At 33.4% G+C, this 13,469-nt stretch carries 12 protein-coding genes; 2 read left to right on the top strand and 10 right to left on the bottom strand.

The window, feature by feature from the left end:
- Positions 1–16: 16 nt before the first annotated feature.
- The 8 genes from JK636_RS05050 to JK636_RS05085 all read right to left on the bottom strand — a co-directional run bounded on the left by JK636_RS05050 (position 17) and on the right by JK636_RS05085 (position 9,773).
- Positions 17–1,351 (bottom strand): GlmL-related ornithine degradation protein, encoded by a 1,335-nt coding sequence (locus JK636_RS05050; RefSeq protein WP_202747739.1) that lies wholly within the window; start codon positions 1,349–1,351, stop codon positions 17–19.
- A gap of 149 nt (positions 1,352–1,500) precedes the next feature.
- A complete protein-coding gene (gene oraE, locus JK636_RS05055; RefSeq protein ID WP_202747740.1) occupies positions 1,501–3,672 on the bottom strand; it encodes a D-ornithine 4,5-aminomutase subunit OraE in 2,172 nt (723 codons plus the stop codon).
- Entirely contained in the window at positions 3,659–4,033 is a 375-nt protein-coding gene (locus JK636_RS05060) for an ornithine aminomutase subunit alpha (RefSeq protein ID WP_202747741.1), read from the bottom strand. Before JK636_RS05060 ends, oraE begins: the two co-directional genes overlap by 14 nt.
- A 23-nt stretch (positions 4,034–4,056) precedes the next feature.
- Positions 4,057–5,469, bottom strand: coding sequence for a 2-amino-4-oxopentanoate thiolase subunit OrtB (gene ortB / locus JK636_RS05065; RefSeq protein WP_243428122.1), 1,413 nt, complete (start codon positions 5,467–5,469; stop codon positions 4,057–4,059).
- Positions 5,462–5,764 carry a 2-amino-4-oxopentanoate thiolase subunit OrtA gene (gene ortA, locus JK636_RS05070; RefSeq protein ID WP_202747742.1) on the bottom strand — a complete coding sequence of 101 codons (303 nt, stop codon included), beginning with the start codon at positions 5,762–5,764 and terminating at the stop codon, positions 5,462–5,464. The genes ortB and ortA overlap by 8 nt, the downstream gene beginning before the upstream one ends.
- Positions 5,761–6,822, bottom strand: a complete 1,062-nt coding sequence (gene ord / locus JK636_RS05075; protein WP_202747743.1) for a 2,4-diaminopentanoate dehydrogenase — start codon at positions 6,820–6,822, stop codon at positions 5,761–5,763. Before ord ends, ortA begins: the two co-directional genes overlap by 4 nt.
- A 319-nt stretch (positions 6,823–7,141) precedes the next feature.
- The gene (locus JK636_RS05080) at positions 7,142–8,518 is read right to left on the bottom strand and encodes a sigma-54 interaction domain-containing protein (protein ID WP_202747744.1); all 1,377 of its coding nucleotides are present in this window, start codon (positions 8,516–8,518) and stop codon (positions 7,142–7,144) included.
- Between the two features lie 22 nt (positions 8,519–8,540).
- Positions 8,541–9,773 carry a serine hydroxymethyltransferase gene (locus JK636_RS05085; protein ID WP_202747745.1) on the bottom strand — a complete coding sequence of 411 codons (1,233 nt, stop codon included), beginning with the start codon at positions 9,771–9,773 and terminating at the stop codon, positions 8,541–8,543.
- Between the two features lie 326 nt (positions 9,774–10,099).
- Here JK636_RS05085 and JK636_RS05090 point away from each other — a divergent pair, with 326 nt between their 5' ends.
- Both JK636_RS05090 and JK636_RS05095 read left to right on the top strand, forming a co-directional pair.
- On the top strand, positions 10,100–10,873 hold the full coding sequence (locus JK636_RS05090) for a threonine/serine exporter family protein (RefSeq protein ID WP_202747746.1): 774 nt from the start codon (positions 10,100–10,102) through the stop codon (positions 10,871–10,873).
- Positions 10,870–11,319 carry a threonine/serine exporter family protein gene (locus tag JK636_RS05095; protein WP_202747747.1) on the top strand — a complete coding sequence of 150 codons (450 nt, stop codon included), beginning with the start codon at positions 10,870–10,872 and terminating at the stop codon, positions 11,317–11,319. Before JK636_RS05090 ends, JK636_RS05095 begins: the two co-directional genes overlap by 4 nt.
- Before the next feature lie 5 nt (positions 11,320–11,324).
- Here JK636_RS05095 and JK636_RS05100 read toward each other — a convergent pair whose 3' ends face one another.
- A complete protein-coding gene (locus JK636_RS05100) occupies positions 11,325–11,585 on the bottom strand; it encodes a metal-sensitive transcriptional regulator (protein ID WP_202747748.1) in 261 nt (86 codons plus the stop codon).
- A gap of 72 nt (positions 11,586–11,657) precedes the next feature.
- Positions 11,658–13,442: an aspartate--tRNA ligase gene (aspS, locus tag JK636_RS05105; protein ID WP_202747749.1), complete on the bottom strand. Its 1,785-nt coding sequence runs from the start codon at positions 13,440–13,442 to the stop codon at positions 11,658–11,660.
- Positions 13,443–13,469 lie beyond the last annotated feature (27 nt).

Genomic DNA, 13,469 nt, shown 5'->3' on the forward strand with positions numbered 1-13,469 from the left:
AATAAGCCCATATAATCTAAACGATACCCAGGCTTTGTTTAAGAAGCAGTGCCGCAGCTTCTTTATTTTCTTTGCTTAACACCCCGGCACAGGCCATAATATAGTTATTATCAAGAAGCACTCTAGCTTCTGATCTTGGAAGCATAGTTAAATCTTCTTTTGAATATCTTATTTCATGCAATATTGTTTCGCCTTTTGGAAGCCTTGTTAAAGCTCCTCCTGTACCTATAATGTATTTAACTTTAGACAGATCCTTTCCATAGGCTATAAAATTTTTAGATGATCCATAGGTTCTTTTCAAATAACCTACATGTCTGTTTAATGCAACTTCAACAGCCTTTTTTGTAAGTATCCTGCTGCATTCAATTTCTTCATTTGTTTTTGGTATTGGTCTTATATTCTCTCTAATACTTTCTTTTGATTTATTCTCTAAATCTCTTGGTTCTAAAAGACTTATTACGTTTTCGCTGTTTACGTAAACACCAAGATCTCCCTCAACTGTTCTTTTAGCAATTGGTTCAGGACTTACTAATATATCAAGTATATCTATACTTCCCTCTGTAACCGAATGAACATCTGTGGTTGCTCCTCCAACGTCAAAAACTACAACATCGCCCATAATTTCATATAACAATTTAGCACTTTCCATAACAGCTCCGGGAGTAGGCATTATACTGCCGTTAACCATGCTTTTAATCTTGTTCATTCCCGAAGCCTTTGTAATATTATTTTCAAAGGCCATTTGAATAACTTTTCTTGTAGGTTCTACATTTAATTCATCTATTCTGGGGTAAACATTATCTACTATATAGAGTTCCTGACCTTGAAAAAGTTCCTTTATTTCATATTGGTTCGTTATATTTCCGCAATATATGAAAGGCTTATTTAAATTCTCTTTACTTAAAAGTTCTGCATTATATAAAGCTGTTTCCCTTTCTCCATAATCGGTGCCGCCTGCAATTATTATTAAATTAGGATTTATTTCTTTTATTCTTTTTATATCTGTATTTCTAAGTTTTCCAGCAGTAATAAGTTTGATATTTCCGCCTGCTCCTAATGCCGCCTCTTTAGCAGCCTTTACTGTCATATCTTCTACCAATCCATGTACAGTTATTTTAAGACCTCCGGCGGCACTGCTTGTTGATAACATTCTATCCCAGGTAATTTTTTCACCAAGCTGTATTTCTATATCCTCTATTGCCTTATTAAGCCCAATAGTTACGTCACCTTCATTGACAGTAGTGTAATTTTTGCCTTGTGCTACAATATCAATTTCTTTTTCTTTTAACTTAAAAGCTGTTACTACTGTAGTTGTACTACCAATTTCAGATATAATATAGTCTACTTTCATAAGAAATCTCCTTAAATTAATTTGTTTATAAAAAGGGATATCTCAAAATAGCTAAACTTAGCGTGGTATTTGAATACGTGAAAGCTTCCTAGAATTCAAATACCACGCGATAGGTTTAAGCTGTTTTGAGCCAGCCCCTTTATATATAACTAAGCCTTTGAAAGAGTTTCAACTATAAAGGTGGCTACATTATTGCCGTGAGTCCCTCTTCCAAAACCTGCATCCATACCGTTTACTTTAGCTATTTCATCTGTAACCTGAGTACCTCCGCATATAAGTATGAGTCTATCTCTTACACCTTTCTCAACACAAAGGTCATGAAGTTTTCTCATATTTTTAATATGAATATCATTATGTGTAATTATAGTACTCGCCATTATCACTTGTGCTTTTGTTTCTATTGCAGCATCAATAAGCTTTTCGATTGGGCAAGAAGTACCTAAGTATTCACATTCTATTCCATACTTTTCTATACCTCCGTGTTTTATGTCGATTATTTCCCTCAGTCCTACAGAATGTTCATCTTCCCCAACAGTACCTGCTACAATTTTAACTGGATGCTTTTTAATAAAGTCTTTTATCATATCATCGCTCATTACTGGTTTTGGCTCAGCTATAACAAGCTTGCTTTTATCTATCGAGAAGTTTACTCTGCCCTTAATTTCAACAAGCGTTCCTTCAGCATGCTGCATAACCTGTTTATGGATTACTTCCACATCTCTTAAGTTCATGTTTTTACCCATTTCTATGGCTGCTGCTTCACTAATTGATTCATTTTCGGGTATAAAAAGGGTTACTGATACATATCCATCTTTTTTCCATTCAACTTCCGGAACAATCTTACCATCATCTTTAACAGTCTCAAGTCTGTTATAAACGTTATCATTTTCATCAAGCTCATCTATAAACTGTATCTTTCTTGTATCACAAAGTGTACATCCATCAATTGCATCACAAGGATGTTTATATTCTTTAGGCACATTATTGTATCCAAAATGAGCACATACTGGAGCAAAATAGTCTTCTTCTCTTTCGTAAATAGATTCTGCTGCTATTCCTCCATTAATTTTTCTTGCAATACCATCTCCGTTTCTTTCCGGATATTCACCAGAGTCAACAAAGAAGCCCTCCTGTACTGCTTTAAAATATCCTCCTATCTCTATAATTTCTTCTAGGAATAGTATAGCCTTTTCTTTGAGTTCTCTCACTTTTTCAGGCAGATACCCTTCTTTCTTTAGCTCTATCATATCCATAAGTCCATCCATGCCTATTAATGCCTGTTTTGCTGTATTAACAGCATGCATGTTATTATAGTGCCAAGGAACATTTCTTCCTTCATCTGGCGTAATAGTACTTTGTATATCTGCTGAAGTAAGCTTTGAAATCATAAGATTTAAAGTATGTCCTACGGTAGCTTCTCTAGTACAGGATTCAATATACTTTGTATTCATCTGTGCTCTCATTTTATAATCCTTAAATAATTCTCTAAGTGCCACAGCATAAGGCAAATCTATTTTGATGCATGGTGCTGGAGATGAGGTTGGCGGCACAGTTGATAAAGCTATATTCTCTTTTTTCATACCAACAAGCTCTGAAAATTTACTGTTTATAGCATGCTGAACCATAAGCTCAGGCATAACCTTATAACCTTTCATTGCTGTTGCATTGGCATTATGCGCTCCATCAATTTGAAGCATGTCTGCTGAGGCCATTATTCTCTTTGCAACTGCAGCATCTACAAATGAGCGCACCATATTAATATTTCTATAAAGAACATTATATTGAGGATCCTGATGAGCTCCGTTTACACCTTCCTCAGCAAACATAACAGCAATATCAGGGCCTGCCACACCAGACACATAGGAGTGAAAATTAATTTCTCTCCCAACTTCCTCTTCAATCATATCAAGGGCTTTTCTTGTTGCTCTTACTTGTTTTCTTGTAACTGCTATTCCTCCAATGCCTTCAGGCGTTCCTTCTATAAGACCGTCAAAATGACTTTGGCCGGCTGTACGTATTACCATTATGTGATCAGCACCATGCCATGCAGCCATTCTCATTCTTCTTATATCGTCTTCAAATCTTCCTGAAGCTATTTCTGTGGTGATTACGGGTTTAGGTTGAGGATCAATCTTATTAAAGCTTCTAGCTGCTGGAAGTGGAACACTATTTTTTAAGGGCTTTGATATTTCCTTGTAATCAAATTCCCCAACTTTACCATTAAATTCTTCTCTCCAATGCCATCCTCTTCTTTTAGGCTTATAATTTTCTAAATCCTTTAATATTTCTTCAATATCAATCTTCTTATTAGTTTCCAGCATTGCTATCACCTCTTAAAAATTCATGAACTTCATTCCAGCCTTTTCCCATGCTCAGTTCATTTCCTGATTGTAGATAAGAAATATTCTTTATCTTTGAGTAAGTTAGTACAACATTTCCCATTCCTTTACCCATAAGGCCCCACTTAATTCCCTCTTTAACTATATTTCCTGCTTCAATACTTGAAAATCCCATTCTAAGAAGTACTGATCTTTCAACTGAAGGTGAAGTGTGGGTATATGCTAAATCAACTAAAGGTTTTACTATTTCTTCGGTCAGACTCCAAAATCTATCGTATAGTTCTTCATCACTCAAATTCTTTAAATGTTCTCTTCTCATTTGAAAATCATCTTGTCTTTTCATAAATTTCTCCCTTCATCCAGAACCTACTCAACATAAATATCCATATCTGATATAATCTCAAGAACTTCCTTTTGGCTTAACTTAGTTTCATCACATAAAAATTTAAAGTCTAACTCGCTTATACCCCTAACATCTCTATTTTTAACAGAGTTTGCTATATATGATTTTCTATAATGGTTTAAATCAAGTTCTTTTGCATATAGCTTTGATGGATGACTAGGCAATACTATGTTTTTTCCCGGAAGTTCATCCTGTGGATTTCCAATACTTATTTCAATTCCATTCTTTCTTGCAAAGCTTAATTGCGGAAGTATATGCTTACCTGCGCCAGTATATTCAGTTTCCTGAACAACAATTATTTGATTATTTTCCATTTCCTGGGCAATAACGAATGCCGCTGACAATGAAGTATTTCCTGCCGGGCCTCTTTCCAGACCTTCTAATTGTGCAAGAAGTTCAGTTACATAAAAGACTTGTCCTTGCGGAACCGTTACATATCTGTCAAGATATCTTAATGGTCTTGCTGCACTTCTTGGAACGTCCGACCTGTCAGGCCAGGTCATAAATGGTATACCAAAGCCAGTGTGACCGGTAGTGAAGGATTTTTTGTTAAAATCACTATCTGAAGCCATATGAAGTCCAGTCAAATCAACTGACGCCCCAACTATTTTCGTATCTAATGCTCCAGCTTTTAAAAGTCCCCTAGCTGTTCCAGTTACATTTCCGCCTCCTGCATGAGTAACAACCACTACATCTGGGTCTTTTGAAAACCTTTCTCTGCAGTCTGTGGCAATTTCATATCCTAAGGTTTCTACACCAGCAACTCCATAGACTGAATAAAGCGATGCATTATAGTATCCAGTTTCATCTAAAATTTTTAAATAGGTGTAGAATAACTCAGGGCCTACTGAAAGCCTTAACACTTCAGCTCCAAGGCATTCACATTTTCTTGTTTTCTCTAAAATTTCTGGCTGGCCTATTTTTTTAGAATCATAACATTCCTGAACAATAATGCATTTTAATCCCCTCATAGCTGCCTGTGAGGCAACAGCAGCACCATAATTTCCAGAAGTTGCAGATGCAACCCCTTTATAACCTCTTACTTTAGCATCGTATATAGATACTGATGCTCTTCTATCTTTAAAACTTCCGGATGGATTACAGCTCTCATCTTTTATAAAAATACGCGCTGCTTTTCCGGTCTTTGATACCTTTCGAGCAAGTGCTGTTAGATTTTTCAATTCAATGAGAGGTGTATTTCCAACATTAGTTTCTTTTTGTATTTTCATAACATCAGCAATAGAATATCCTGTATCTCTCATCATTGCTTCATAATCAAAAGAGAGTTTTCCCGTTTCATATTTTTTATAATCTATTCCTACTGATTTAAGCATTATTTCATTTTTCCTGCTTAGAAGAGCTTCATATTTATTCAATGTTATCCCCCCAAAGTATTGATTTTGCCTGAAGACCTATATTGCTAACTTCAGGAATAAAATCTCCAAAACCATGCTCATATGAAGGGTTTACTTCAGTTAATACTCCTTCTAATACTCTTCCCGTAATTGTTTTTATTTTTGCTAGTTCTCCAATTTCAGAGTCTTCTATGAGCCATCCTTTAGCCCATAGCTTTAAAGAAGTCTCCTTAGTATCATCAGGTATATTAGAAGCTCTATCCTTTGAAGATAAAATTTCCTGAACAATTTCTACGTAGCTATTCTTTTCAATCATTCATTATCGCCTTCCTTATAATACTTTACTGCATCATTAAAACCGTTTTCTATAGCATGTGGAATAGGTAAATCTACCATTGTTTTTAATCCTGCTGAGCTTGCAATTACTTGAGGTATCATATTTACTGCAACAGCCATTGTACCAATACCTCCAGGTGTTTCAGGCTTAATTGATAGATGCATGTCAGGATCTCCTTTTATAAATATATAATCCCCTGTGTCTACTCCTTCGCTTTCAGGATGAATTTGCTGAGGATGCTCGAGGGTTATTACTGGCTTTCCATTTCTCATTCCATAGCCTATATGAGCACAACCTGCTACCATACCAGGTTCAACTTTTACATAAGGAGTCTCTCTGTATGTGTTTGATACAATAGGTTCTCTAGTTTCAATAATTTCATCTATCTCAATACCTAAAGCTTTCGCGATCATTGGTATTGACTGTTTAAAACCAATGTGACCAACTATAGTTCCATCTTTAATTCCTTTTTCAAAGTCTTCAACTGTTGTTCCAACTCCCTGTGTTTTCATTACTGTTGTCCCAAATGGAGAAAGATCATTTACTCTTGAAGCTGTTATTGATTGCACTTTTCTGCATGCTGCTGATAATGTAATTATAAGAGTATCTAAAACAAAGCCTGGATTTACTCCTGTACCTAAAATTGTTACATTATTCTCTTTTGCAAGCTTATTCATCTCTTCTGCTAAATCTTTATCAGCTGTATACGGATAAGCCATTTCTTCAGCTATGGTTATGCAGTTAATTTTGTTTTGCACTATATGTTTTATATATGGATAAACATTTTTAACAAATGAATCAATTGCAAGTATTACAATATCAGCTTTTGTTTTATTTATTGTTTCTTCAAAATTACCAGATACAATAATCTTCAAATTACTATTTATACCTAAAACTTCTCCCAAATCTTTTCCTATCTTGTTTTCGCTGCTGTCAACTGCAGCCACAATTTCAATTCCTTTCTTATCAAGTATCATTTTAGCCATTCCGCTCCCCATAGCTCCAAGGCCGCACATAATTACTTTTACTTTATCCATTTGTAACTCCCCCTAATTTTAAATATATTTACACTTATACTTTAGCAACAATCATGCCAATAGTAATATTTCCCAACAAGTATTTAATTTTATATTTTAACCAATATAAGTAAAAAACCTAGGCAAAATGAATAACTTTCGCCTAGGTTTAATATTTATACATAATTTAACAGATGTCATAATATTTTGATAACTGTTTTAGTTATAAAAATAAGGTGCAAACTTTTTTGCACAAACCAAATTATAGCTCTTATATCAAGCATCGCTTATATGACTATCAAATTATTAGTGCAAACTTTTTTGCACCAATATGCCGATTTTAAAGCAGTTCATATTTTTTTATCTTATACTGCAAATTCTGTCTAGATATTTTTAAATATGCAGCGGCCTTTGATATATTGCAATTATATCTTTTTAAAGCATTTAAAATAATTTTCTTTTCAATATTATCTTTGTATTCCTCTAAAGATAATCCACGAAGATCAAAAGCATCATTCGTTACTTCCAATGCAGCAGATTCAATTTTAAAAATTCTATTCTCAACATATTCCTTTGATATGTATAAATTATTGTCTATCATATTCATAGCATATTCAATAGTATTTTTAAGTTCTCTAATATTGCCTGGCCATTCATAATTCATAAACATGCTGCGAACTTCCTCATCTATATCACTTACATACTTACCCAGCATTTTATTATAATGGTTGATAAAATGCTTTACCAGAACATCAATATCTTCTTTTCTTTTCCTCAAGGGTGGCACATCTATTCTAATCACACTAATTCGGTAATAAAAATCCTTTCTAAGCTTTCCTTCCTTAATTAGTTTTTCTGGTTCTTCATTTAATGTTGCAATAATTCTAACATTTGTGTCTATAGTTTTATTGCTTCCTAAAGGTCTAATATAACATTCCTGAAGAACCCGAAGCAGCTTGGACTGAAGAGTTGTATCCATAGAATTTATTTCATCAAGCAGTATGGTTCCACCATTAGCCTCTTCAAAAAGTCCTCTCTTATTTTCTGCTCCTGTGAAACTGCCCGTAACTGTGCCAAATAACATTGCCTCTAAAAGGCTGCTTGGTATAGCTGCACAGTTTACAGCTACAAACGGCATGTCCTTCCTTATTCCATTATAATGTATACTTTGTGCAAATAATTCTTTTCCGCAGCCAGTTTCGCCATAAACAAGAACTGAAGAATTTGATAAACTTGCTCTCATTGCCTTGTTCACAGAATCTTTAAGAGCTAAACTTTTTCCAATTATATCTTTGAAAGTATAGCTGTTTTTACTGTTTATATTTTTTTTCTCTAATCTGCATATTTTTTCGCTTAACTCCTTAAGCTGTGTCATATCCTTAGAAATTTCTATAGCCGCGACTATATCACTGTTATATAAAACGGGTATAGTTGTATTAATAGTAGTTACTTCCTTTCCATAATGACTGCTGTAATGCTGAATAACATCAACATATTTTTCTTTATTCTTTAAAGCATTCATAAGCGTAGAAGATTCCTCTTCTACGCCTTTTAAGTATTCAACTACTTTTTTCCCTATTACTTCTTCAGATCTTAAGCCTTCAACTTTACTCATAGCATCATTATAGTAAATAGTTCTTCCTCTATTATCTACTATTTGTACTCCAACATCTAAGTTTTCCAGTAAACTTAATAAGATGTTCTCAACTTTGCTCATATATTTACTCCTAATTTAAAAGTTAATATATAGGAAATTTACTGCAAATTTCATGAACCTTCTGAGTAACTTCATTCTTCTCAGAGCCTCTGCTTTCAATTACTTTGTTTATTAAATAAGCAATTTCCTTCATCTCTTGCTCTTTAAATCCCCTGGTAGTAACTGCAGCTGTTCCGATTCTAATACCACTTGTTACAAAAGGACTTAGAGTCTCAAATGGAATAGTATTCTTATTAACGGTTATTCTTGACTCATCTAATAATTTTTCAGCATCTTTGCCTGTTATGCCTTTATTGGTTAAATCCACTAAGAGTAAATGGTTATCTGTTCCTCCTGAAACAAGCCTAAAACCGTAGCGAACTAACTCATCACCAAGTACTGCAGCATTTTTAACAACCTGTTCTATATATTTATTAAATCCTTCCTCTTCAGCCTCTTTAAAACACACTGCTTTTGCAGCAATTACATGCATTAAAGGTCCGCCCTGCATACCAGGAAATATGGACTTATCAATTTCTTTGGCATACTTTTCCTTACAGAGTATTGCTCCTCCTCTTGGACCTCTTAAAGTCTTATGTGTAGTAGTTGTCACAAAATCAGCATAAGGCACAGGTGAAGGATGTACACCAGCAGCTACCAATCCAGCAATATGAGCCATATCTACCATAAGCAGCGCATTAACTTCATCGGCAATTTCTCTAAACTTCTTAAAGTCAATTATTCTTGGGTATGCACTTGCACCTGCAACTATCATTTTAGGTTTATGTAAGTTGGCTAGCTTCCTAACCTCTTCATAGTCTATTTGTTCTGTGTTTTTATTTACTCCATAAGAAACAAAGTTAAAGAGTTTACCTGAAAAATTAACAGGGCTCCCATGTGTAAGATGACCTCCATGGCTTAAATTCATTCCTAAAATTGTATCACCAGGTTTTAAAAAAGCAAAATAAACTGCCATATTCGCTTGCGATCCTGCATGCGGCTGAACATTAGCATGTTCTGCATTAAACAGCTTTTTCATTCTTTCCCTTGCTAAATTTTCAATCTCGTCAACAATCTCACATCCGCCATAATATCTTTTTCCCGGATATCCTTCGGCATACTTATTTGTAAGCTGTGAACCCATAGCTTCCATAACTGACTTGCTTACAAAGTTCTCTGATGCTATAAGCTCGATATTATTTTCTTGCCTTTGATTCTCTCTTTGCATTATTGAAAAAATTTCAGAATCAGTATTTTTAATGTCATTAAACTCCATTAGTGTAACACCCCTTTATAAATATTATGAATATAAAACTAGATTTCTATATAAATATGTAACTATATAAGATTATAAGTCTCCTTACCACATTTATCAAGCAATATTGCATTTAGAAGTGCTTATTTACAAAATATTCAGATATGTTCACTACCTATATTTATATGCTATAATAAAATATTGTTATATTTGAACTTATATAATGCTATAAAGTTCTTACATTAACGAGGTCATAAAATATCCAATCTTCAAGGATTTTTGGGACATTGTTAATTTATTAGAACTTTGCATTGTTTATTATAAAATCTTATTAGGATGTGATAATTATGCATAACAATAAAGTAATACATCTAGCTGCCTATGCAGGTAAGATAATTCTTGAAAATGGTGGTGAGACCTATAGAGTAGAAGAAACAATAATAAGAATTTGTGATGCATATGGACTTAAGGATGCTGAAAGTTACGTTACTCCAACTGGAATTATGATTTCAGCAGTAGATACTACAGGCAATACAATTTCCTTAATAAAAAGAATTAAATCCAGAACTGTCAACTTAGAAAAAATTTCTTATGTTAATGACTTATCGCGAAGTATAAAACAAAAAAATTTATCAATTGATATTGTAAAGGATGAGCTTAATAAAATCAATAATCTTTCCAGGTATGGCTTAAAAACCACATTATTTTTTTCTTCAATTTCTGCAGGTTTTTTCACTCTACTTTTTGGAGGTAACATTTATGATTTTATTATATCCTTCTTTATCGGAATGATTATAAAATATATATCCATAAAACTTAGCAGAATTAATATCAACGAGTTTTTTATTAATGTTTTAGGTGGGGCTATAGCGGCCTTGATTGCCTTAATTGCAGTAGAGTTAAATCTTGCAAACAACGTAGATAAAATTATTATAGGTTCTATAATGCTTTTAGTACCTGGTTTAGCTATAACTAACGCAATTCGAGATACCATTGCAGGTGATCTTGTATCTGGAATATCAAGAGCTTTAGAAGCATTTTTAATTGCTGTTGCTATAGCTGTTGGATCAGGTATCATATTAAAACTTTGGGTAAACTATTTTGGAGGTATAATAAGATGATAATAAAATCTATTTACGCTTTATTTGCCACCTTAGGTTTTGGTGTAATATTTAACATAAAAGGTAAAAATCTTATCTTTGCTTCTATTGGAGGTTTTATAACTTGGTTTCTTTATCTTTTTTCTCTTGAAATTTCGAGTTCCAATTTAATAGCTTTATTTACAGCTTCGGTAGCTGCAGGTTTATACTCAGAAGTTTTTGCACGCATCCTAAAAGCGCCAGTTACAATATTTTCAATTTGTTCAATTATACCGCTTGTCCCAGGGGGAGCAATGTACTACACTATGCTTGAATCCATTCAAGGGAATATAAATAAGTTTTTAAGTACTGGTCTTGATGCTTTATCTAGTGCTGGTGCCATTGCCGCCGGAATATTATTAGCCTCTTCCATTACTAAATTAATACTAGTATTTAATAGTAAAAAAAGAATCTCTAGCAGCCGCTAGAGATTTTATTTTATAAACATGAGTAAAGCATCCATTATTTCATCAACTTTATCTTTAGGGAAGCAGTTACTTTCTTCATCAGTAATACAATTTTTTGCGTAGTTTTCTAGAACAATTCCTCCAACCTTATTTAAGGCAGATCTTATTGCAGCAATTTGAATTAGAACTTCTTTGCAATTTGAATCTGACTCAATCATTTTTTGCACACCTTTTACTTGTCCTTCGATCCTTTTCAATCGGTTTTGAATATCTTTCTTAGAATTCATTTTTTATACTCCTTTATAGGATAAAATAAAAATATATCTGTGCCCTTATCGAGCACAGATTTTTAAATATAATTAAATATCTTTTACATCAACTTTCAAACCAAGTTCTTTTAGCTGATTAATATCAACTATATTTGGTGCTTCTGTCATAGGGTCAAAAGCATTTTGATTTTTAGGAAATGCTATTACATCTTTTATATTGTCAGTTCCAGTTAAGAACATTATTAATCTATCAAATCCAAAAGCTAAACCGCCGTGAGGTGGTGGTCCAAACTTAAAGGCTTCAAGTAAAAATCCAAATCTCTCCCAAGCCTTTTCTTTTGTAAAGCCGAGTACATTAAACATCTTTTCCTGTAATGAAGAGTCATGTATTCTTATACTTCCTCCTCCTAGTTCTTCACCATTTAGTACTATATCATAAGCTTTTGCTCTAACTCTTGAAGGATCAGTATCTAAATATTCTATGTCTTCATCCATAGGTGCTGTAAATGGATGGTGTTCTGCTTGATATCTATTTTCTTCCTCATTATATGATACTAATGGGAACTCAGTAACCCATACAAAATTAAACTCGTTATTATCCTTTAAAATCTCAAGTTTCTTTGCAAGTTCAAGTCTTAATGCTCCTAAAGCCTGCAAAACAACTTTATTTGAATCTGAAAGAATTAAAATTAAATCTCCAACCTTAGCATCCATCCTAGATATGATCTGCTGCATTTCTTCTTCTTTCAAAAATTTAGATATAGGTGACTTTATACCGTCTTCTTTATAAGCAATCCATGCTAAACCTTTAGCTTTATATGTTTTTACAAATTCGCCAAGCCTATCTAAGTCTTTTCTTCCCATATTTGCACAATTATCAACTTTTATTGCTCTAATGCTTCCACCATTTTCAACTGCATCTTTAAACACTTTAAATTCACTGTTTAAAACAACATCAGTAATATTTGTAATTTCCATACCAAATCTTAAATCAGGTTTATCTGACCCGTATTTTTCCATAGCTTCTTTATAAGGCATTCTCTTAATAGGAGTTTCTACATCTACGTCTAAAACATCCTTAAATACTTTTTTTATCAATCCTTCGTTTATTGAAATAACATCATCCTGCTCAACAAAGCTCATTTCAATATCCACTTGTGTAAACTCCGGTTGTCTGTTTGCTCTTAAATCCTCATCTCTAAAACACTTTACTATTTGGAAATATCTATCAAAACCTGATACCATTAAAAGCTGCTTAAATAATTGTGGGGATTGTGGAAGCGCGTAAAACATTCCTGGATAATTTCTGCTTGGAACAAGATAATCTCTAGCTCCTTCAGGTGTACTTTTTGTAAGTATAGGTGTCTCTAATTCTAAGAAACTATTTTCATCAAAATAATCCCTTATTACTTTTGCAGTTTTATGCCTTATCATAAATATTTTCTGCATATCTGGTCTTCTTAAATCTAAGTACCTATATTTCATTCTTATATTTTCTGAAGCATCTAAATTTTCCTTTATGTAAATTGGTGTAGTTTCAGATTCAGATAATATTTTAACATTGTTACCTTTCAATTCAACTAAACCAGTTGGAATATTATTATTTGGTGATTCTCTTCTTACAATCTTACCAGTTACTGCTATACAATACTCTGATCTTATTGTGTCTGCCTTTAAAAATGCTTCTTTATCGATTTCTTCTCCAAAGACTACCTGCAAAATTCCAGTTCTGTCTCTTAAATCAACAAAAATTAATCCTCCAAGGTTTCTCTTTCTCTGCACCCATCCCATTACTGTAACATTATTATCAATATTTGACTCTCTAAGTTCGCCACACATTATGGTTCTTTTAAGACCTAAAAGTGCTTCACCCATTTTAACTCCTCCTTGTGTTGCTTTTTT

Source organism: Clostridium rhizosphaerae (assembly GCF_016765585.1).
Taxonomy (GTDB): domain Bacteria; phylum Bacillota; class Clostridia; order Clostridiales; family Clostridiaceae; genus Clostridium_AT; species Clostridium_AT rhizosphaerae.